At 69.7% G+C, this 21495-nt stretch carries 20 protein-coding genes; 17 read left to right on the top strand and 3 right to left on the bottom strand.

Annotated features, from left to right (window positions below; genetic code table 11):
- Positions 1 to 76 precede the first annotated feature (76 nt).
- On the bottom strand, positions 77 to 1357 hold the full coding sequence (locus ABLE68_RS05450) for an isochorismate synthase (RefSeq protein ID WP_348870270.1): 1281 nt from the start codon (positions 1355 to 1357) through the stop codon (positions 77 to 79).
- 64 nt (positions 1358 to 1421) lie between these two features.
- On the opposite strand from ABLE68_RS05450, the gene ABLE68_RS05445 reads away from it, so the two are divergent.
- Positions 1422 to 2063 (top strand): hypothetical protein, encoded by a 642-nt coding sequence (locus ABLE68_RS05445; protein ID WP_348870268.1) that lies wholly within the window; start codon positions 1422 to 1424, stop codon positions 2061 to 2063.
- Here ABLE68_RS05445 and ABLE68_RS05440 read toward each other — a convergent pair.
- Positions 2051 to 2950: a L,D-transpeptidase family protein gene (locus ABLE68_RS05440; protein ID WP_348870267.1), complete on the bottom strand. Its 900-nt coding sequence runs from the start codon at positions 2948 to 2950 to the stop codon at positions 2051 to 2053. The two genes, ABLE68_RS05445 and ABLE68_RS05440, sit on opposite strands and share 13 nt — an antisense overlap.
- Before the next feature lie 148 nt (positions 2951 to 3098).
- Here ABLE68_RS05440 and ABLE68_RS05435 point away from each other — a divergent pair, with 148 nt between their 5' ends.
- The 16 genes from ABLE68_RS05435 to ABLE68_RS05360 all read left to right on the top strand — a co-directional run bounded on the left by ABLE68_RS05435 (position 3099) and on the right by ABLE68_RS05360 (position 20532).
- Positions 3099 to 3788, top strand: a complete 690-nt coding sequence (locus ABLE68_RS05435; RefSeq protein ID WP_348870266.1) for a demethylmenaquinone methyltransferase — start codon at positions 3099 to 3101, stop codon at positions 3786 to 3788.
- A 205-nt stretch (positions 3789 to 3993) separates the two neighbouring features.
- Positions 3994 to 4353: an NADH-quinone oxidoreductase subunit A gene (locus ABLE68_RS05430; RefSeq protein WP_348870265.1), complete on the top strand. Its 360-nt coding sequence runs from the start codon at positions 3994 to 3996 to the stop codon at positions 4351 to 4353.
- 14 nt (positions 4354 to 4367) lie between these two features.
- Positions 4368 to 4922, top strand: a complete 555-nt coding sequence (locus ABLE68_RS05425) for a NuoB/complex I 20 kDa subunit family protein (RefSeq protein ID WP_348870264.1) — start codon at positions 4368 to 4370, stop codon at positions 4920 to 4922.
- Complete coding sequence (locus ABLE68_RS05420; RefSeq protein WP_348870263.1) at positions 4919 to 5632, top strand: NADH-quinone oxidoreductase subunit C; 714 nt, start codon at positions 4919 to 4921, stop codon at positions 5630 to 5632. The genes ABLE68_RS05425 and ABLE68_RS05420 overlap by 4 nt, the downstream gene beginning before the upstream one ends.
- Positions 5632 to 6972 carry an NADH-quinone oxidoreductase subunit D gene (locus ABLE68_RS05415; protein WP_348870262.1) on the top strand — a complete coding sequence of 447 codons (1341 nt, stop codon included), beginning with the start codon at positions 5632 to 5634 and terminating at the stop codon, positions 6970 to 6972. Before ABLE68_RS05420 ends, ABLE68_RS05415 begins: the two co-directional genes overlap by 1 nt.
- Positions 6969 to 7715 carry an NADH-quinone oxidoreductase subunit NuoE gene (gene nuoE, locus ABLE68_RS05410; protein WP_348870260.1) on the top strand — a complete coding sequence of 249 codons (747 nt, stop codon included), beginning with the start codon at positions 6969 to 6971 and terminating at the stop codon, positions 7713 to 7715. The genes ABLE68_RS05415 and nuoE overlap by 4 nt, the downstream gene beginning before the upstream one ends.
- Before the next feature lie 57 nt (positions 7716 to 7772).
- Positions 7773 to 9083: an NADH-quinone oxidoreductase subunit NuoF gene (gene nuoF, locus ABLE68_RS05405; protein WP_425475613.1), complete on the top strand. Its 1311-nt coding sequence runs from the start codon at positions 7773 to 7775 to the stop codon at positions 9081 to 9083.
- The gene (locus ABLE68_RS05400; RefSeq protein WP_348870257.1) at positions 9080 to 11485 is read left to right on the top strand and encodes an NADH-quinone oxidoreductase subunit G; all 2406 of its coding nucleotides are present in this window, start codon (positions 9080 to 9082) and stop codon (positions 11483 to 11485) included. Before nuoF ends, ABLE68_RS05400 begins: the two co-directional genes overlap by 4 nt.
- Before the next feature lie 5 nt (positions 11486 to 11490).
- Positions 11491 to 12819: an NADH-quinone oxidoreductase subunit NuoH gene (nuoH, locus tag ABLE68_RS05395; RefSeq protein ID WP_348873232.1), complete on the top strand. Its 1329-nt coding sequence runs from the start codon at positions 11491 to 11493 to the stop codon at positions 12817 to 12819.
- Positions 12819 to 13397 (top strand): NADH-quinone oxidoreductase subunit NuoI, encoded by a 579-nt coding sequence (gene nuoI / locus ABLE68_RS05390; RefSeq protein WP_348870255.1) that lies wholly within the window; start codon positions 12819 to 12821, stop codon positions 13395 to 13397. Before nuoH ends, nuoI begins: the two co-directional genes overlap by 1 nt.
- A complete protein-coding gene (locus ABLE68_RS05385) occupies positions 13394 to 14170 on the top strand; it encodes an NADH-quinone oxidoreductase subunit J (RefSeq protein WP_348870254.1) in 777 nt (258 codons plus the stop codon). Before nuoI ends, ABLE68_RS05385 begins: the two co-directional genes overlap by 4 nt.
- Before the next feature lie 5 nt (positions 14171 to 14175).
- The gene (gene nuoK / locus ABLE68_RS05380) at positions 14176 to 14469 is read left to right on the top strand and encodes an NADH-quinone oxidoreductase subunit NuoK (protein ID WP_348873231.1); all 294 of its coding nucleotides are present in this window, start codon (positions 14176 to 14178) and stop codon (positions 14467 to 14469) included.
- A 12-nt stretch (positions 14470 to 14481) separates the two neighbouring features.
- Complete coding sequence (nuoL, locus tag ABLE68_RS05375) at positions 14482 to 16413, top strand: NADH-quinone oxidoreductase subunit L (protein WP_348870253.1); 1932 nt, start codon at positions 14482 to 14484, stop codon at positions 16411 to 16413.
- A complete protein-coding gene (locus ABLE68_RS05370; protein WP_425475612.1) occupies positions 16410 to 17936 on the top strand; it encodes an NADH-quinone oxidoreductase subunit M in 1527 nt (508 codons plus the stop codon). The genes nuoL and ABLE68_RS05370 overlap by 4 nt, the downstream gene beginning before the upstream one ends.
- Positions 17936 to 19531 (top strand): NADH-quinone oxidoreductase subunit NuoN, encoded by a 1596-nt coding sequence (gene nuoN, locus ABLE68_RS05365; protein WP_348870251.1) that lies wholly within the window; start codon positions 17936 to 17938, stop codon positions 19529 to 19531. Before ABLE68_RS05370 ends, nuoN begins: the two co-directional genes overlap by 1 nt.
- Positions 19528 to 20532: a polyprenyl synthetase family protein gene (locus ABLE68_RS05360; protein WP_348870250.1), complete on the top strand. Its 1005-nt coding sequence runs from the start codon at positions 19528 to 19530 to the stop codon at positions 20530 to 20532. Before nuoN ends, ABLE68_RS05360 begins: the two co-directional genes overlap by 4 nt.
- On the opposite strand, the gene rarD is transcribed toward ABLE68_RS05360, so the two are convergent.
- Positions 20529 to 21440 carry an EamA family transporter RarD gene (gene rarD / locus ABLE68_RS05355; protein WP_348870249.1) on the bottom strand — a complete coding sequence of 304 codons (912 nt, stop codon included), beginning with the start codon at positions 21438 to 21440 and terminating at the stop codon, positions 20529 to 20531. The genes ABLE68_RS05360 and rarD overlap by 4 nt on opposite strands.
- Positions 21441 to 21495: the final 55 nt, after the last annotated feature.

Genomic DNA, 21495 nt, shown 5'->3' with positions numbered 1-21495 from the left:
ACTTCATGCGCTTCTCGGCTGTTGCAAAGGCCGACAAGCGCATGAATCCCCGGTTCACCGGGGATTCCCACACGGCTCAGTCCGTGGTGAGCGCGTCCCGCACCGGCACGAACTTCGCCTGCGCCTCGGCCAGCTCGGCCTCCGGGTCGGAGTCGGCGACGATGCCGCAGCCGGCGTAGAGCCGCACGCTGCTGCCCTCGATGTGTGCGGAGCGCAGGGCGATGCCCCACTCGCCGTCGCCGCTGGCGTCCATCCAGCCGACCGGACCGGCGTAGCGGCCGCGGTCCATGCCCTCGATCTCGGCGATCAGGTCGACGGCCACCGTGGTGGGCGTGCCGCCGACCGCGGCCGACGGGTGCAGCGCCTCGGCGAGCTGGAGCGACGAGACCGTGGCCGCGTCGTGCACGACCCCGGCGACGTCGGTCGCGAGGTGCATGACGTTGGGCAGGTGCAGGACGAACGGCGCCTCGGGCACGTTCATCGACGAGCAGTGCGGCTCGAGCGCGTCGGCGACCGAGCGCACGGCGTACTCGTGCTCCTCGAGGTCCTTCGACGAGCGGGCCAGCGTGGCGGCGAGGGCGATGTCGCGCTCGTCGTCGCCGGTACGCCGGATCGTGCCGGCGAGCACGCGGGAGGTGACCAGGCCGTGGTCGCGGCGCACGAGCATCTCGGGGGTCGCGCCGAACATCCCGTCGACGTGGAAGGTCCAGCACATCGGGTAGGTCTCGGTGAGCCGTCGCAACGGCCAGCGGACGTCGATCGGCTCGTCCGAGGTGGCGAGCAGGTCGCGCGCGAGGACGACCTTCTCCAGGTCGCCGCGGCTGATCCGGGCGACCGCGTCGGCGACGACCGACATCCACTCGTCGCCGTTGAGGCCGCCGTCGGCGAAGCTGACGCCGGCCGGGGCCGCAGGCTCGTCGGTCGGGCGGAGCTCGGGAGCGATCGCGATGGCGCCGGCGCCGACCGTGGTGAGCCACGCGGTGTCGCCGCGACGGCCGACGACGATCTCGGGCACGACGAGGACGGAGTCACCGGGCCGGTCGGCGAACGCGAAGGAGCCGAAGGACACCAGGCCGGTGCCGGGCTCGTTGACCTCGTCGCGGACGATCGCCCGTGCGGTCACCTCGCTCCACCACTTGCCGGCGTCGGAGAAGCGGGTGGCGCCGTTCGTCCGCACCTCGGCGGCCACGCCCCAGCCGACCAGGCCGTCGCCGCGGCGGAGCCAGGTGACCGGCCGGTCAGCGGGCAGCAGGTCGAGGAGTGCGGTCGCGGCGTCGAGGTCGAGCCGGACGGTGCGGACGACGAGGGCGCCGAGGGTCGCCGACGCGGGTTCGTCCGGGGTCACGCTGCTCGTCACGCCCCGAGAGTACCCAGGGACCCTCTCCCGAGCGCTCTCGGGCGGGCGGGTAGCGTCGCGGGTCGTGAGCACCCCCACTTCCAGCCGGACGTCGACCTGGGTCGGCATCGCCCTCGGCATCGTCATCCTCGGTCTGCTGGCAGCCTTCTCGATCGCCCTGCCCGAGGCGAACGGCGACGAGGACTCGACGGACGCGGTCATCGACCTGTCCCTCCCGGACACGCTGCCAGGCGGCTACACCGCGTCGGACGACGCGAAGGCCTTCGCCGGCGGCCAGCTCGCGGCCCAGGCCGACGACATCGCCAAGCAGGAGAGCGCCAACCACACCTACGGCAACAACGTGCTCCCCGACGTGCTCGGCACCTCGGCCTCGACGCGGACGTACGTCGCCAACGGCACCGACGCGGTCTTCGTCCAGGTGTTCCAGTCGACCGGCGGGGCGTTCGCGCCCAACAGCATCCCGGACCCGGCCAACACCGGCGGCCAGGCGGCCACCGAGATGAAGGCGGTCGGTGACGGCGCCTGCATCCTCAGCTACGGCCAGGCCACCGCCCAGGGTCAGGCGCCTCCCATCGCGTTCAGCCAGTGCCAGGTCACCAGCGGCGAGCTCACCGTGCAGATCGGTTCCTCGAAGGTCACCGCCGAGGACCTGGTGTCCGTCGCCGACGACCTGCTGACCGACCTCACCGAGGATCAGGACCAGTAGACGATGACCGTGTCGCCGTCGCGCACCTGGTCGTACAGGTGCGCGACGCCGTCGTAGTCACGGATGTTCACGCAGCCGTGTGACGCCCCGGCGTACCCCACCGTCGCGAAGTCCGACGAGTAGTGCACCGCCTGCCCGCGGTCGAAGAACATCGAGTACGGCATCGACGAGCCGTAGAGGTGCGACACGTGGTCGGCGTCCTTGAGGTAGACGTGGAACACGCCCTCGCGGGTCGGCGTGGTGGAGGCGCCGAACCGCGCGTCCAGGGTCTGCACGACCTCGCCGTCCACGACGAAGCGCAGCGTCGAGCTCGTCTTGTCGATGCACAGCACCCGCCCGACCTTGCAGCGCGGGTCCAGCGCGCCCGGGGTGTTGCCGCGGTTGTGCAGCTCGGCCTCGGTCGGCTTCGTGGTCATCGCATTCAGCCGGTCCAGCGTGCGCTGGTCGACCTCTCCGGTCACCGGGATCTCCCGCTTCGCCTGGAACCCGCGTACGGCGGCCTCGGTGACGTCGCCGTAGGTGCCGCTCACGTCGGTGTTGAACCAGGAGATCTGCTTCAACCGGGCCTGCAGGTCGCGGACCTGGTCGCCCTCGTCGCCGGGGGAGAGCAGTGCCGGACCGGGCTCGAGGGTCGGCTTCGGCGTGCGGGTGGGCGTCGTCGGGGTCTCGCTCGGGGTCGGGTCCTCGGTGACCGGGGTCGCCGAGGGCGTCACCGTCGGCGTGGCGCTCACCGTGGGTGACGACTCGTCGGTGGCGACGCCGCCGGTGCCCGACGCGGTGGGCGTCGGGGACGGCCCGTCCTTGAGGGCGTAGCCCGCGACGAAGGCGGTCGAGCACAGCAGCGCGGCGATCGCGGTGGCCAGCAGCAAGCGGCGTACGAGCAACATGAGCTCTCCCGGGGAAGGTAAGTGAGCCGGACACGAGGATGACGCCCCGTTCGTCTCGTTGGTTGCATCCCGTCGGCGAGTTCCCGGCGCCGATACCAACCTGTTATCCGGTGCGAGATGGCCCGAAAGCGCCCCGTATCCTCGGCGCGTGCCCCGCGCAGAGCTCGACAAGCAGCCGACCGACGTCCGCCGGATGTTCGACGCCGTCGCCCGTCGCTACGACGTCACCAACGACGTGCTGTCGCTCGGCCAGGACCGCCGCTGGCGGCACGAGGTGATCGCCGCGGTCGACCCCCGGCCGGGGGAGCGGGTCCTCGACCTCGCGGCCGGCACCGGTACGTCGAGCCAGCCGTTCGCCGACCGCGGCGCGACCGTCGTGCCCTGCGACTTCTCGCTCGGCATGCTCCAGGTGGGCAAGAGGGCCAAGCCGCACCTGCCGTTCACCGCGGGCGACGGCACCAGGCTGCCCTTCGCCGACGACACCTTCGACGCGGTCACCATCTCCTTCGGGCTGCGCAACATCGTCGACCCGCTCCAGGGACTGCGCGAGCTGCGCCGGGTCACCCGCCCCGGCGGCCGTCTCGTCGTCTGCGAGTTCAGCCACCCCACCTGGGCGCCGTTCCGCACGGTCTACCTCGAGTACCTCATGAAGGCGCTCCCGCCGATCGCCCGTGCGGTGTCGTCGGCCCCGGACGCCTACGTCTACCTCGCCGAGTCGATCCGCGCCTGGCCCGACCAGGAAGGGCTCGCCGCGATGGTCGCCGAGGCCGGCTGGGACGCGCCGGTGTGGCGCAACCTCTCGGGCGGCATCGTCGCCCTGCACCGCGCGACGAAGTAGCCCGCGCCGTGTGACGGCCGCCAATTAGGACACGTTCTCGTTGCCTAAATGCGCAGGTCAGCGTGCATTTCAGGACCTTCGGCCCCTTTTGCGACCCCTGGATGCGGACCCGTTTCCGGAGTGGTTAACTGTGTTCCGCGCCACTTAGTGATTGTTTTCACAAAGTCACAATCCAGGCGCAGCGGCAGAGGAAGAGAGGCGACGCATGGAGCTCTACACGCCGGTGCTGGCGCTGGCCCTCCTCGCGACGTTGTTCGCGGCCGGCTCCGTGGTGATGAGCAGCCAGGTGGGCCCCAAGCGCTACAACCGAGCGAAGCTGGACTCCTACGAGTGCGGCATCGAACCCACCCCTCAGCCGGTCGGCGGCGGGCGGTTCCCGGTGAAGTACTACATCACCGCGATGCTCTTCATCGTCTTCGACATCGAGATCATCTTCCTCTACCCCTGGGCGGTCCAGTTCGACGCCCTGAAGGTCTTCGGGCTGGTCGAGATGGTCATTTTCATCGCCACCGTGTTCGTCGCCTACGCCTACGTGTGGCGTAGGGGCGGGCTCGAGTGGGACTGAGGGAGGACCGGTAGATGGGTATCGAAGAGAAGCTCCCCAGCGGCGTACTCCTCACCACTGTCGAGGGCGTCGCCGGCTACATGCGCAAGGCGTCGTTCTGGCCCGCGACCTTCGGGCTGGCCTGCTGCGCCATCGAGATGATGACGTCGGGCGGCCCGAAGTACGACCTGGCCCGCTTTGGCATGGAGGTCTTCCGCGCCAGCCCGCGCCAGGCCGACCTGATGATCGTGGCCGGCCGGGTGAGCCAGAAGATGGCCCCGGTCCTGCGCCAGATCTACGACCAGATGCCCGAGCCCAAGTGGGTGCTCGCGATGGGTGTCTGCGCGAGCAGCGGCGGCATGTTCAACAACTACGCCGTGGTGCAGGGCGTCGACCACGTCGTCCCCGTCGACATGTACCTCCCCGGCTGCCCGCCGCGTCCGGAGATGCTGATCGACGCGATCCTCAAGCTCCACGACCAGGTCCAGCACACCAAGCTCGGCGCCAACCGCGAGCGCGAGATCGTCGAGCTCGAGACCGCCGCCCTCCGCGCGCTGCCCACCTCGGAGATGAAGGGGCAGCTGCGATGACGGAGAACGACCACACCGACGTCACCCCGGAGAACGTCCCGGCACCCGCGGGCGAGGTCCGCCAGGTCGGCGAGCGGCACGGCATGTTCGGTGTCCGCGGCAGTGGCGACACCAGCGGGTACGGCGGCCTGACGCAGGCCATCACCTACCCCGGTGACGCGCAGCGGCCGTTCGGTGGCTGGTACGACGAGGTGGCCGACGCTCTCGAGGAGGCCACCCGCGCGGCCGGCGCCGAGGTGGCTGCGCCCCGGGTCGTCATCGACCGCCACGAGATCACCTTCCACGTCCGCCGCGAGGACCTCCCCGCCGTGGTCCAGGTGCTCCGCGACGACGCCCGGCTGCGCTTCGAGCTGCTGTCCGGCGTGAGCGGCGTCCACTACCCGGCCGACGCGGGCCGCGAGCTGCACGTCGTCTACCACCTGCTCTCGATGACCCACAACCGCCGGATCCGCGTCGAGGTCACCGCACCCGACGCCGACCCGCACGTGCCGTCGGTCGTGGCGACCTACCCCACCGCCGACTGGCACGAGCGCGAGACCTTCGACATGTTCGGGGTCGTCTTCGACGGCCACCCCGACCTCACGCGCATCCTCATGCCCGACGACTGGCCGGGCCACCCCCAGCGCAAGGACTACCCGCTGGGTGGCATTCCCGTGGAGTACAAGGGCGCGACGGTTCCGCCGCCCGACGAGCGGAGGTCGTACAACTAATGAGCACCCAGGAAGATCTCTACGCAGGCACCAGCGAGACGTCGGAGGGCCGGGTCTTCACGGTCACCGGCCAGGACTGGGACTCGATCGCCGAGGGCCTGGCCGAGGAGGCCGACGAGCGCGTCGTCGTCAACATGGGCCCCCAGCACCCGTCGACCCACGGCGTGCTCCGGCTGATCCTCGAGCTCGAGGGCGAGACGGTCACCGAGGCCCGCTGCGGCATCGGCTACCTGCACACCGGCATCGAGAAGAACATGGAGTACCGCTCCTGGGTCCAGGGCGTCACGTTCTGCACCCGCATGGACTACCTCTCGCCGTTCTTCAACGAGATGACCTACGTCCTCGGTGTCGAGCGGCTCCTGGAGATCGAGGACCAGATCCCCGAGAAGGCCTCGGTGATGCGGGTCCTGCTCATGGAGCTCAACCGGATCTCCTCCCACCTGGTCTGCATCGCCACCGGCGGCATGGAGATCGGTGCGCTGACCGTGATGACGATCGGCTTCCGTGAGCGTGAGCTGGTGCTCGACCTCTTCGAGCTGATCACCGGCCTGCGGATGAACCACGCGTTCATCCGTCCCGGCGGTGTCGCCCAGGACCTCCCCCCGGGCGCCCTCGACGAGATCCGCAGCTTCGTCGCCCTGATGCGCAAGCGCCTGCCGGAGTACGCCGACCTCTGCAACGCCAACCCGATCTTCAAGGCCCGCCTGGAGAACGTCGGTCACCTCGACCTCGCCGGCTGCCTGGCGCTCGGCCTCACCGGCCCGGTGCTGCGCAGCACCGGCTACCCGTGGGACCTCCGCAAGACCCAGCCCTACTGCGGCTACGAGACCTACGACTTCGACGTGCAGACCTGGGACACCGCCGACTCGTACGGCCGGTTCCGCGTCCGCCTCGCCGAGATGTGGGAGTCGCTCAAGATCGTCGAGCAGGCCGCCGAACGGCTCGCCAAGCTCGACGGGGCGCCGGTCATGGTCGCCGACAAGAAGATCGCCTGGCCCAGCCAGCTCGCGATCGGCAGCGACGGCATGGGCAACAGCCTCGACCACATCCGCCACATCATGGGTGAGTCGATGGAGGCCCTGATCCACCACTTCAAGCTGGTGACCGAGGGCTTCCGGGTCCCGGCCGGCCAGGCCTACGTGCCGATCGAGTCGCCCCGCGGCGAGCTCGGCGCCCACGTCGTCTCCGACGGCGGCACGCGTCCCTTCCGGGCGCACTTCCGCGACCCGTCGTTCACGAACCTCCAGGCCACGAGCGTGATGAGCGAGGGCGGCATGGTCGCCGACGTCATCGTCGCGATCGCATCCATCGACCCCGTGATGGGAGGCGTCGACAGATGACGCTGTCGCAGGAGACGTACGGCGAGCTCCAGGAGATCGCCGCGCGCTACCCCGAGGCCCGCTCCGGACTGCTGCCGATGCTCCACCTCGTGCAGTCGGCGGAGGGCCGGATCACGCCCGAGGGGATCGAGGCCTGCGCCGAGATCCTCGACATCTCCGCCGCCGACGTCAGCGGCGTCGCGACGTTCTACACGATGTACAAGCGCCGCCCCGTCGGCGACTACCACGTCGGCGTCTGCACCAACACGCTGTGCGCGGTCATGGGCGGCGACCTGATCTTCGAGCGGCTCAAGGGCCACCTCGACGTCGGCAACGACGAGACGACCGACGACGGCAAGATCACCCTCGAGCACATCGAGTGCAACGCGGCCTGCGACTACGCGCCGGTGATGATGGTCAACTGGGAGTTCATGGACAACATGAACCCGGAGGCGGCCGTCGGCCTGGTCGAGGCGCTCCGCGACGGTCGTGAGGTCCACTCGACCCGCGGCCCGCGCGTCGTCACCTGGCGCGAGGCCGAGCGCGTGCTCGCCGGCTTCCCCGACGACCTCGCCGACGAGGGCCCGGCCGCCGGACCCGCCAGCCTGGTCGGCCTCGGCATCGCCCGCGAGCGCGGCTGGACGGCACCGTCGTCCGACGCCGGCTCGGGGAGCGGCCGCACGGCCGACACCAAGGAAGAGGCGGTCGAGCAGGCCGACACCAGCCGCGCGGAGTCCGAGACGAAGCAGGAGGAGGGCAAGTGACCGTGTCTCGATACGCTCGCTGGCGCTCGCTACTCGACAACCGAGATGGGGCACTTCGTGGCTGACACATTGACCCCGGTCCTCACCGACAACTGGGGCGACGACCGGGCCTGGACCCTCGACGCCTACACCGCGCGTGGTGGCTACGCCGCGCTCGACACGGCGTTCGGCATGGCGCCCGACGCGGTCATCGAGTCGGTCAAGGACTCCGGTCTGCGCGGTCGCGGCGGCGCCGGCTTCCCCACCGGCATGAAGTGGGGCTTCATCCCGCAGGACAACCCGAAGCCGAAGTACCTCGTCGTCAACGCCGACGAGTCGGAGCCGGGCACCTGCAAGGACATCCCCCTGATGATGGCCAGCCCCCACACGCTGGTCGAAGGCGTCATCATCAGCAGCTACGCCATCCGCGCCAACAAGGCGTTCATCTACATCCGCGGCGAGGTCCTCCACGTCGTACGACGCGTGCAGCGCGCCGTCCAGGAGGCCTACCTGGCCGGCCACCTCGGCACGAACATCCACGGCTCGGGCTTCGACCTCGACGTGGTCGTCCACGCCGGCGCCGGCGCCTACATCTGTGGCGAGGAGACCGCCCTGCTCGAGGGACTCGAGGGCCGCCGCGGCCAACCGCGGCTCCGCCCGCCGTTCCCCGCGGTCGCCGGCCTCTACGCCAGCCCGACGGTCATCAACAACGTCGAGTCGATCGCGTCGGTGCCGAGCATCATCGCCAACGGCCACCAGTGGTTCGCCTCGATGGGCACCGAGAAGTCCAAGGGCTACGGGATCTTCTCGCTGTCCGGCCACGTCGCCAACCCGGGCCAGTACGAGGCCCCGCTCGGCATCACGCTGCGCACCCTCATCGACCTCGCGGGCGGTGTCCGCGAGGGTCATGAGCTGAAGTTCTGGACGCCCGGTGGCTCCAGCACCCCGCTCCTGACCGCCGAGCACCTCGACGTACCCCTCGACTTCGAGGGCGTCGGTTCGGCCGGCTCGATGCTCGGCACGCGTGCGCTGCAGATCTTCGACGAGACCACCTGCGTGGTCCGCGCGACGCTGCGGTGGACCGAGTTCTACAAGCACGAGTCCTGCGGCAAGTGCACGCCCTGCCGTGAAGGCACCTGGTGGCTGGTGCAGACCCTGTCCGCGCTGGAGAAGGGCCAGGGCAGCGAGGCCGACCTCGACCTGCTCCTCGACCAGTGCGACAACATCCTCGGCCGGTCGTTCTGCGCCCTCGCCGACGGTGCGGTCAGCCCGATCATGAGCTCGATCAAGTACTTCCGTGACGAGTACGTCGCCCACCTCACCCAGGGCGGCTGTCCGTTCGACCCGGCCCGGTCGACCGCCTGGGCCGGACAGGAGGTCAACGCATGACGACCACCCCGGAGAAGACCTCCCAGGAAGCCGCCGTCGAGACGGTCTCGGTGACCATCGACGGCATCCAGGTCGACGTCCCCAAGGACACCCTGGTGATCCGGGCCGCCGAGCAGGTCGGCGTCCAGATCCCGCGCTTCTGCGACCACCCGCTGCTCGCGCCGGTCGGTGCCTGCCGGCAGTGCCTGGTCGACATCCCCGACGCAGGCAACGGCCGCGGCTTCCCGAAGCCGCAGGCCTCCTGCACGCTGCCGGTCGCCGAGGGCATGGTCGTCAACACCCAGGCCACGAGCGCCGTCGCGGACAAGGCCCAGCAGGGGATCATGGAGTTCCTGCTGATCAACCACCCGCTCGACTGCCCGGTCTGCGACAAGGGCGGCGAGTGCCCGCTGCAGAACCAGGCGATGTCCAATGGTCGCGGCGAGTCCCGCTTCGCGGCCAGCGGCGGCGTGAAGCGCACCTACCCCAAGCCGATCAACATCTCCGCGCAGGTCCTCCTCGACCGTGAGCGCTGCGTCCTGTGCGCGCGCTGCACCCGCTTCTCCGAGCAGATCGCCGGTGACCCGTTCATCGCGCTGATCGAGCGCGGCGCTCTCCAGCAGGTCGGCATCTACGAGCACCAGCCGTTCGAGTCCTACTTCTCCGGCAACACGATCCAGATCTGCCCGGTCGGCGCGCTGACGAGCGCCGACTACCGCTTCCGCTCCCGGCCCTTCGACCTGGTCTCGACGCCGAGCATCGCCGAGCACGACGCCTGCGGTTCCGCGATCCGCGTCGACCACCGGCGCGGCAAGGTGATGCGCCGTCTCTCCGGCAACGACCCCGAGGTCAACGAGGAGTGGATCACCGACAAGGACCGGTTCGCGTTCCACTACGCGACCGAGGCCGACCGGCTGACCTACCCGCGGGTCCGCGAGGACGGCGAGCTGAGGCCCGCGTCCTGGCCCGAGGCCTTCGCCGTCGCGGCGCGCGGCCTGCAGGCGGCCGGCGCGTCCGCGGTCCTGACCGGCGGCCGGGTGACCGCCGAGGACGCCTACGCCTACAGCAAGTTCGCGCGGGTCGCCCTCGGCACCAACGACATCGACTTCCGCTCGCGCCCGCTGTCCGCCGAGGAGGCCTCGTTCCTCGCGTCCGAGGTCGTGCTCCGCACCCCCGTGACGTACGCCGACCTCGAGTCGGCCAGCACCGTCGTCCTCGCGGGCCTCGAGCCCGAGGAGGAGGCGGCCACGATCTTCCTGCGGCTCCGCAAGGCCTCGATGCAGCACGGCACGCGCGTCGTGGCGATCGCGCCGTACGCCACCCGAGGCCTCGCCAAGCTGTCCGGCCACCTGATCCAGACGGCGCCCGGCGACGAGGCTGCGGCGATCGACGCGCTCGTCGAGCAGGGTGAGTACGGCGTGGACAAGAACGCCGTGATCCTCGTCGGCGAGCGGCTCGCGACGGTCCCGGGCGCGCTGAGCGCTGCGGCCGGCCTGGCCGCGAAGACCGGTGCCCGGCTGGCCTGGGTGCCGCGCCGTGCCGGTGACCGTGGTGCCGTCGAGACCGGCTGCCTGCCCAACCTGCTGCCCGGTGGCCGTCCGGTCGCCGACCCGGCCGCCCGCGTCGACGCCGCCACTGCCTGGGGCGTCGCCGGACTGCCGGACGCTCCCGGTCGCGACGCCGACGCGATCGTCGCCGCGCTCGTATCCGGCGAGGTCGGCGGCCTGGTCATCGGCGGCGTCGACCCCGACGACACCGCAGACCCGGCCGCGACCCGCGCCGCGATCGAGGCCGCGTCGTTCGTGGTCGCCCTCGAGATCCGCGAGACCGAGGTGACGCAGGTCGCCGACGTGGTCTTCCCGGTCGCCCCGGTCATCGACAAGGCCGGCATGTTCGTCACGTGGGAGGGCCGTCCGCGGAGCTTCGACGCGGTCTTCAGCAGCCCGACCTCCCTGCCCGACCTCCGCATCCTCGCCGGCATCGCCGAGGAGCTGGGGTCGTCCCTCGGCTTCCGCACCGTCGCCGAGGCGCGGGCGCAGATGGAGGAGATGGGCCCCTGGGACGGCGCGCGCTCCCCGTTGGTCGAGGAAGGCGCTCCGGCGCCTGTCGCGAAACCAGGGGACGGGACGTTCGCGCTGGCGACCTGGAAGCTGCTGGTCGACAACGGCTCCATGCAGGACGGCGACAAGGCCTACCGCGCCACCGGACGAGCGCCGGTGGTCCGGCTCAGCCGGGCGACGTACGACGCCCTCGGCGCGACGGTCACCCTCACCGGTGACCGCGGATCGGTGACCCTGCCGGCCGAGCCCGCCGACCTCGACGACGGCGTGGTGTGGGTCCCGGCCAACTCGTTCGGCAACGGCGTGCTGGCCGACCTGGCCTCACCCGGCAGCCGGGTCACCGTGAAGGGAGCGTCCTCGTGAACCCGATGGCGATCGCGAGCCTGGTGCCGATGGAGGCCGACGACCTGTCGGCCTTCGGCCACGACCCGTGGTGGATCATCCTGATCAAGACGCTGCTGATCTTCGTGATCCTGGTGCTCCTGACGCTCTTCAACATCTGGTGGGAGCGCCGCGTCGTGGCCCGGATGCAGCACCGCATCGGTCCCAACGTGAACGGTCCGTTCGGTCTGCTGCAGTCGCTCGCCGACGGCGTCAAGCTCGCGCTGAAGGAAGACATCATCCCGAAGGCCGCGGACAAGTGGGTCTTCCTGCTCGCACCGGTCATCGCGACCGTGCCCGCCTTCGTCACGTTCAGCGTGATCCCGTTCGGGCCCGTGGTGAACTTCTTCGGCACCGAGACCCCGCTCCAGCTCACCGACATGCCGGTGGCCGTGCTGTTCGTGATGGCGGTCGCCTCGATCGGCATCTACGGCATCGTGCTCGGCGGCTGGTCCAGCGGGTCGACGTACTCCCTGCTCGGCGGCCTGCGATCGAGCGCCCAGATGATCTCGTACGAGGTCGCGATGGGTCTCGCGCTGGTCGCGGTGTTCCTGTACGCCGGCTCGATGTCGACGTCCGAGATCGTGGCCGCGCAGGGCGACCTGTGGTTCGGCCTGATCCTGCTGCCGTCATTCGCGATCTACTGCATCGCGATGGTCGGTGAGACCAACCGGGCGCCGTTCGACCTGCCCGAGGCCGAGGGTGAGCTGGTCGGTGGCTTCCACACGGAGTACAGCTCCCTGAAGTTCGCGCTCTTCTTCCTCGCCGAGTACATCAACATGGCGACGGTGTCCGCGTTGGCGACGACCCTCTTCCTCGGCGGCTGGCACGCGCCGTTCTGGATCGACCACGTGTGGGCCGGTGCCAACCAGGGCTACTGGCCGGTGCTGTGGTTCTTCGGCAAGGTCCTCTTCTTCATCTTCATCTTCATCTGGCTGCGTGGGTCGCTGCCCCGGCTGCGCTACGACCAGTTCATGGCGTTCGGCTGGAAGCGGCTCATCCCCATCGCGCTCGTGTGGATCGTGGCGGTCGCGACGATCCGCTCGGTCTCGCTGGAGGGTGGCCTCGACCGCCGCTACGTCCTGATCGGTGTCGGCGTCCTCGCGGTGCTCTTCCTGGTGCTCTTCTTCGTCGGTGAGCAGGACCAGGACGACGAGCAGCCGGCCGAGGCGGCGACGCACCCGGGTGGCTTCCCGGTCCCGCCGATGCCCGTGGGCGGTGCGGTCCGCGGTGCGGCCCGCACGCTGACCTTCGACTCCCGATCGCCGATCACCGAACCGAGCGCTGCCACCCGCAGCGCAGCCGAGGAGATCTGATGTCCGACTCCACCTCCAAGGGCCTGCGCGAGCAGTTCTGGGACCCGATCGCGGGGTTCGGCGTCACCTTCCGGACCATGTTCAAGAAGGTCGTCACCGAGCAGTACCCCTTCGTGAAGGAGCCGACCGCCCCGCGCTTCCACGGCCGTCACCAGCTCAACCGCTGGCCCGACGGGCTCGAGAAGTGCATCGGGTGCGAGCTCTGCGCCTGGGCCTGCCCGGCCGACGCGATCTACGTCGAGGGTGCGTCGAACGACGACAGCGCCAACGGCGAGGGCCGCTTCAGCCCCGGCGAGCGCTACGGCCGCGTCTACCAGATCAACTACCTGCGCTGCATCCTCTGCGGCCTGTGCATCGAGGCCTGCCCGACGCGCGCCCTCACGATGACCAACGAGTACGAGCTGGCCGACAACAACCGCGCCGACCTGATCTACGAGAAGTCCGACCTGCTCGCGCCGCTGCTGCCCGGCATGGAGCAGCCTCCCCACGCGATGCTGCTCGGCGACGACGAGGGCGCCTACTACCGCGGTGAGTTCTCCGCGCCCGCTCCGGCCGAGAGGACGGGAGACAAGGCATGACCGTCACGTTCTGGATCCTGGCGCCGATCATGACGATCGCCGCCCTCGGCATCCTGTTCGTCCGCAAGGCCGTCCACGCCGCGCTGCTGCTGGCCGTCGTGATGATCAGCCTCGCCATCCTCTACGCGTCGCTCGACGCGCCCTTCCTCTTCGCGGTGCAGATCATCGTCTACACCGGCGCGATCCTGATGCTGTTCCTCTTCGTCCTGATGCTCGTGGGTGTCGACGCGTCCGACTCCGTCGTCGAGACCATCCGCGGTCAGCGCCTGATGGCGATGATCGGCGGGCTGCTGCTCGGCCTGGTCCTGGTGGCCGGTCTCGGCCAGATCTCGCTCGGCACGGCCGTCGGCCTCGACAAGGCCAACGAGGGCGGCAACATCCAGGCGCTCGCCAACCTGATGTTCTCGCGCTACGTCTTCGCCTTCGAGACCACGAGTGCCCTGCTCATCACCGCAGCCGTCGGCGCGATGGTGCTCGCCCACCGCGAGCGGCTCACGCCGAAGTCGACCCAGCCGATGCAGGCCGCGCAGCGGGTCAAGGACTACGCCGAGTCCGGCAAGCACCTCGGTCCGCTGCCTCCACCGGGTGTCTACGCCCGCCACAACGCGGTCGACACCCCGGCCCTGCTGCCCGACGGCACCGCCGCGAAGTCCTCGGTCTCGCGGGTGCTCATCGCGCGTGGCACGATCCGGTCGGCTCCGGCGATGGCAGAGCCGATCGACGAGGTCCAGCGCTCGATCGACGGTGTGCGTGACGAGGAGGCGACGCCGTGAACGACGTGACGCCGTACATCATCTTGTCGTCGATCCTCTTCACGATCGGCTGTGTCGGGGTGCTCACGCGCCGCAACGCGATCGTGGTGTTCATGTGCATCGAGCTGATGCTGAACGCCTCGAACCTCGCGCTGGTCGCCTTCGCCCACCAGCACGGCAACCTCGACGGTCAGATCGCCGCCTTCTTCGTGATGGTGGTGGCCGCGGCCGAGGTCGTCGTCGGGCTCGCGATCATCATGACCATCTTCCGCACCCGTCGCTCGGCCTCGGTCGACGACGCCAGCCTGCTGAAGTACTAGGAGAGCACCCTGATGTTTGCACTCCACGAGGGTGGCGCCATCCCGGTGGTCGACCCGACCTCCGCTGACGGGGTCTTCTCCCTGCTGTGGCTGGTGATCGCGCTGCCGCTCGCCGGCGCCGCGGTCCTGCTCATCGGTGGGAAGTACACCGACAAGTGGGGTCACCTGCTCGGCACCCTGCTGCCGATCGGCTCGTTCGTGATCTCGCTGCTGATGTTCATCAGCGTGACCGGTCGCGACGACACGGACCGCCAGATCAGCCAGCACCTCTACGACTGGATCCAGGTCGGCCACCTCGACGTCGGCATGGACCTGCTCTACGACCCGCTGTCGGCGCTGTTCCTGCTGCTGATCACCGGCGTCGGCTCGCTGATCCACGTCTACTCGATCGGCTACATGGCGCACGACCCGCGCCGGCGCCGCTTCTTCGGCTACCTCAACCTCTTCGTCGCGGCGATGCTGGTGCTGGTCCTGTCGGAGAACTACCTCGGCCTGTTCCTCGGCTGGGAGGGCGTCGGCCTCGCGTCGTACCTGCTGATCGGCTTCTGGCAGCACAAGCCGACCGCGGCCGCGGCGGCCAAGAAGGCCTTCGTGATCAACCGCGTCGGTGACATGGGCCTGTCGCTCGCGATCATGCTCTTCTTCATCACCTTCGGCTCCACCAGCTTCACGGTGATCAGCGCGCACGCCGGCGAGGCGACCGACACGACGCTGACGATCCTCGGCCTGCTGCTCCTGCTCGGCGCGTGCGGCAAGTCCGCGCAGTTCCCGCTGCAGGCCTGGCTGCTCGACGCGATGGAGGGCCCGACCCCGGTGTCGGCGCTCATCCACGCGGCGACGATGGTGACCGCGGGCGTCTACCTGATCGTCCGGTCCAACTTCATCTTCGAGCTCGCGCCCCACGCGCAGACCGTCGTCGTCATCGTCGCGGTGATCTCGATCTTCTGGGGTGCCTGGATCGGCTGTGCGAAGGACGACATCAAGAAGGGTCTGGCCGGTTCCACGATGAGCCAGATCGGCTACATGATGCTCGCCGCCGGGCTGGGCGTCGCGGGCTACGCGTTCGCGATCATGCACCTGCTGATGCACGGCTTCTTCAAGGCCAACATGTTCCTCGGCGCCGGCTCGGTCATGCACGGCATGGACGACGACGTCGACATGCGCCACTACGGCGCGCTGCGCAAGATGATGCCGGTGACGTTCCTGACCTTCGCGATGGGCTACCTCGCGATCATCGGGTTCCCGGGCTTCTCCGGCTTCTGGTCGAAGGACAAGATCATCGAGACCGCGCTCGCCGACAACTGGGTCGTCGGTCTCTGTGCCCTCGCCGGCGCCGGTGTCACCGGCTTCTACATGACCCGGATGATGCTGATGACCTTCTTCACCGAGAAGCGGTGGGAGAAGGACGTGCACCCGCACGAGTCGCCGTCGGTGATGACCGGACCGCTGGTCGTGCTCGCCGCGCTGTCGATCTTCGGTGGAGTGGTGCTGATCAACGACTGGATCGTCGACTTCCTCTCGCCGGTCACCGGGACCGCGCCGCACGAGGATCCGCCGATCCCCGCCATCGCGATCAGCCTGATCGCCGTGCTCGTGGTCGCCGCCGGCGTCGCGATCGCCTGGATGATCTTCGGTCGCCGCGAGGTGCCTCGCGAGGCTCCGCAGGACGTCTCGTTCGTCACCCGCGCGGGACGTGAGGAGGTCTACGGCAACCGCATCAACGACACCCTCGTCGTCAACCCCGGACGCCACGTCGTGGCTGCCTCGCTGGCCGTCGACCACTACGCCGTCGACGGCACGCTCACCGGCGGCCCGGTCGCCATCGGTGCGGTCGCCACGGTCGCGCGACGTGCGCAGAACGGCTTCGTCCGCTCCTATGCCCTGTCCCTCCTCGGCGGCGCCCTCGTGGTCGTCCTCGTCCTCCTGGCGGTGAACGTCGTATGAGTGACATGCCCCTCCTGACCATCCTGTGGGTCGTCCCGTTGGTGGGCGCGCTCCTGGTCCCCTTCCTGCCCAAGTCGTCCGGCTCCGTGCTGGCCAAGCAGGTCGCCCTCGGCTTCTCGCTGCTGACGCTGGTCGTCGGCATCGTGATCGCCACGCAGTACGACGCCGGCGACGGCATGCAGCTCACCGAGACCCACACCTGGATCAAGGCGTTCGGCGTCCACTACGCGCTCGGCGTCGACGGCCTCGGCCTGCTGATGATCCTGCTGACCGTGGCGCTCGTCCCGATCGTCTTCGTGGCGTCCTGGCACGAGGCCGACGACCGCAACCCGGCGGCGTTCTTCGCCTGGGCGCTCGCGCTCGAGGCGTTCGCGCTGATCGTCTTCGCCGCGACCGACGTGTTCCTCTTCTACGTCGTCTTCGAGGCCACGCTGATCCCGGCGTACTTCCTCATCGGCGGCTTCGGTCGCGAGGGCCGCGCGTACGCCGCCCTGAAGTTCCTCATGTACCAGCTCGGCGGCGGCCTGGTGCTCCTCGCGGCCGTGATCGGGCTGTACGTCGTGTCCGCGGACGCCGGCCACGCGTCGTACCTGCTCTCGGACCTCCAGCAGGTCGACATGAGCACCACGGCCGAGCGCTGGATCTTCGTCGGCTTCATGATCGCCTTCGCGGTGAAGGCGCCGCTCTTCCCGCTGCACACCTGGCTCGCCGACACGACCGAGAAGGCGACCCCCGGCACCAGCGTGCTGCTGGTCTGCGTGCTCGACAAGATCGGCACCTTCGGGATGCTGCGCTTCTGCCTCGGTCTCTTCCCGGGCGCCTCGCAGTGGGCGACGCCGGTGGTGATCACGCTCGCGCTGATCTCGATCGTGTACGGCGCGTTCCTCGCGATCGGCCAGGACGACATCCTGCGCCTGATCGGTCTGACGTCGCTGAGCCACTTCGGCTTCATCACGCTCGGCATCTTCGCGCTGACCAGCCAGGGCGGCTCGGGCTCGATCCTCTACATGGTCAACCACGGGGTCGGCACGGCTGCGCTGTTCCTGCTGGCCGGCTTCCTGATCCGTCGCAAGGGCACCTCGAAGATCAGCGAGATCACCGGCGTCGAGAGCACCGCGCCGGTCCTCGCCGGGCTGTTCCTGATCGCGGGCCTGGCGACGCTCGGCCTGCCCGGCCTGAGCCAGTTCGTCTCCGAGATCCTGGTGATGATCGCGGCCTTCGACTACCACTGGTGGGTCGGCGTGGTCGCCGTGACCGGCATCGTGCTGGCCGCGATCTACGTGCTGTGGCTCTACCAGCGCACGATGACCGGTCCGCCCGCTCCCGGTGACGCGGCGATCCCGGATCTCAACCGACGTGAGCTGATCGCGGTCGTGCCGCTGATGGCGGCGCTCGTGCTGTTCGGCTTCTACCCGATGCCGCTGCTCGACGCGGTCAACCCGACCGTCGACTCGCTGCTCCACCACGTCGGCGTGACGGATGATCCGCCCGTCGTCCCTGCCGCTGAGGAAGGCGACAACTGATGGACTTCACCAAGCCCACCATCGAGTACGCCGTCCTGTGGCCGATGCTCGTGATCTTCGGCGTCGCCTGCCTCGGCGTCGTGCTCGAGGCGTTCCTCCCGCGTGAGCGGCGCTTCGTCGCGCAGACCGTCCTCGCCGCGCTCGGCCTGCTGGTCGCGCTCGGCGGCACGATCTACGTCGCGACCGGCCTCGACAAGCTCGGCGGGGGAGTCGCCCGCGGAACGGTCGACGTCGAGGGCACCATCGTCATCGACGGCCCCACGGTCTTCCTCTGGGGCATCATCCTGCTCTTCTCCCTGGGCGGGGTCCTCCTCTTCGCGGAGCGCCGCCTCGAGGGTGGCGTCTCGGCGTTCGCCGGCCAGGCAGCCGCGCTGCCCGGCACCGAGGCCGAGCGCCAGGCCTCGACCCGCGGGCTCGAGCACACCGAGGTCTACCCGCTGATGATGTTCGCGGTCGCGGGCATGATGCTCTTCCCGGCGGCCAACGACCTGCTGACCCTGTTCGTCGCCCTCGAGGTCCTGTCGCTGCCGCTCTACCTGCTCTGCGGCCTGGCCCGTCGTCGCCGCCTGCTGAGCCAGGAAGCCGCGATGAAGTACTTCCTCCTCGGCGCCTTCTCCTCGGCGTTCTTCATCTACGGCGCCGCGCTCGTCTACGGCTTCGCCGGGACGATGTCGTACGCCGGGATCAACGAGGCGGTCCGCGACGACCTCGGCAACCAGACGCTGCTGCTGATCGGCATCGGCATGGTCTCCGTCGGCCTGCTCTTCAAGGTCGGCGCCGCGCCGTTCCACGCGTGGACCCCCGACGTCTACCAGGGTGCGCCCACGCCGGTGACCGCCTTCATGGCGGCCTGCACCAAGATCGCGGCGTTCGGAGCGATCCTGCGGCTCTACTACGTCGCGTTCGGCTCCGAGCGCTGGACCTGGCAGCCGATGCTCTGGGTGATCGCGATCCTGACCATGGTCGTCGGTGCGGTCCTCGCGGTCGTGCAGACCGACATGAAGCGGATGCTCGCCTACTCGTCGATCGCCCACACGGGCTTCCTGCTCACCGGCGTGCTCGGTGTGCAGCAGGCCTCGGACCTCTCCGACGGTCAGGTCACCTCGATGCAGGCGGTCCTCTTCTACCTGACGACGTACGGCTTCGCGATGATCGGCGCCTTCGCCGTCGTCACGCTGGTCCGCGACTCCAGCGGTGAGGCGTCGTCGTTCTCCCGCTGGGCCGGGCTGGGGCGTCGTTCGCCCCTGGTCGCCGGTCTCTTCGCGTTCTTCCTGCTCTCGATGGCCGGCATCCCGCTGACCGCCGGGTTCATCGGCAAGTGGGCGGTCTTCAGCGTCGCGCTGTCCGCCGGCGCCTGGCCCGTGGTGATCTCGGCGATCCTCTGCAGCATCGTCGCCGTCTTCTTCTACGTGCGCGTGATCGTGCTGATGTTCTTCGTCGAGGGTGACCTCGATGGCGAGGTCGCCAGCGTGACGCGGCCGTCGGTCCTGACGTCGGCGACGATCCTGGTCGGGGTCGCTGCGACCCTCGTCCTGGGCGTCGTTCCTGGCCCGGTTCTCACCTTGGCGGCCCATGCTGGACAATTCGTCAGGTGACGACAGGTTCGGCAGGTCTTGCCCTCCCGGTGACGGACGACGCGCTCGCGTCCCGCCTCAATGAGCGGCTGGCCGTCGTCGAGGAGGCGTTGGCCCGTCACGTGCGCAGCCGCGCCGGCTTCGTGACCCAGACCGCGAGCCACCTGATGGAGGCCGGCGGCAAGAGGTTCCGGCCGCTGCTGGTCCTCCTCGCCGCCGAGACCGGCGACCGCGCGGGCTCCGACGAGGTCGTCACCGCCGCCTGCGTCGTCGAGCTCACCCACCTCGCGTCGCTCTACCACGACGACGTGATGGACGAGGCCGACCTGCGCCGCGGCGCCGTCAGCGCCCACTCCATCTGGGGCAACCACGTCGCGATCCTCACCGGCGACTTCCTCTTCTCGAAGTCCTCCGAGCTGACCGCCGAGCTCGGCCCCGACGCGGTCCGGATCCAGGCGAAGACGTTCACTCGTCTCGTCGAGGGCCAGATCCTCGAGACCGTCGCCCCGCAGGAGGGCGAGGACCCCCTCGAGCACTACCTCGATGTCGTCGCCGGCAAGACCGGGTCGCTGATCGCCACGTCCGCGCGCTACGGCGCCCGCTTCGGCGGCGCCAGCCCCGAGGTCGAGGAGGCGCTCACGGCGTACGGCGAGATCGTCGGCTCGGCCTTCCAGCTCTCCGACGACATCCTCGACATCGCCTCCGACTCGGTCGAGTCCGGCAAGACCCCGGGCACCGACCTGCGCGAGGGCGTCCCGACGCTCCCGGTGCTCATGGCCCGCGCCTCGACCGACCCCGCCGACGCGCGGCTCCACGAGCTCCTCGACGGCGACCTGGACGACGACGAGCTGCACGCCGAAGCGCTCGACCTGCTCCGCAAGCACCCGTCCCTTGACGAGGCCCGCGCCTACGTCATCGGTCAGGCGCAGGAGGCGAAGCGGCACCTCGCCGCCGTCCCCGAGGGCCCGGTCCGCGACGCCCTCGAGGCGTTCGCCGACATCGTCGCCACCCGGTCTGCCTAGGCCGCGGTCGTCGCCTCGACGGTGAGGCGCAGCTGCGAGCGGCGGTGGCTGATCGCCTCGACGGTGAAGATCGCCAGCGCGATCCAGACCAGGACGAACCCGGCCCAGCGGCCGGCGGGCATGTCCTCGTGGAAGTAGAGGACGCCGAGAGCGAACTGCAGGATGGGCGCGAGGTACTGGAGGAGCCCCAGCGACACCATCGACACCCGGGTGGCCGCCGCCCCGAAGCAGATCAGCGGCACGGCGGTGATGATGCCGGTGGTCATGAAGAGCAGCGTGTGGCCGGTCCCGTGGTGGGCGAAGCTCGATCCGCCCGTGGCGCCCAGCCAGGCGAGGTAGCCGACGGCGAACGGCGCGATGACGGCCGTCTCGTAGGCGAGGCTCTCGGTCGCGCCGACGTTCGCGGTCTTCTTGCAGAGCCCGTAGCTGCCGAAGCTGAAGGCCAGCACGAGGGCAACGTACGGCAGCCGCCCGTAGTCGAGGGTCAGCACGACCACCGCGGTGGTCGCGATGCCCATCGCGACCCACTGCATGGCCCGGAGCCGCTCGTGGAGGATCACCACGCCCATCAGCACGGTCACCAGCGGGTTGATGAAGTAGCCGAGCGACGTCTCGACGACGCGGCCGTTGTTGACGCCCCAGATGTAGACGGCCCAGTTGACGCTGATGACCGCAGCGGCGACGGTCAGCAGCAGCCGGACCCGCGGGGTGCGGACGATGTCGCGCAGCTGCGGGGTGCGCCGCAGGGCGAGGATGACGACGCCCATGGTCAGGCAGGACCACAGCACCCGGTGGGCGAGGATCTCGAGGGCGCCGGCCGGCTCCAGCAACGGCCAGTAGAGCGGGAAGGCGCCCCACATGACGTAGGCGGCGACCCCGAAGAGCAGGCCGCGGCGCTGATCAAGCACGGACAGTCACCGGCCCAGCATAAGAGGGCGTACGAAAACCTCTAGACCGCAGGTT

The sequence above is a fragment of the Nocardioides pollutisoli genome (genome assembly GCF_040045055.1).
Lineage (GTDB): Bacteria > Actinomycetota > Actinomycetes > Propionibacteriales > Nocardioidaceae > Nocardioides > Nocardioides tweenelious.
The sequence above is the reverse complement of the archived record's forward strand: the minus strand, read 5'-3'. Positions and strand labels throughout refer to the sequence as shown.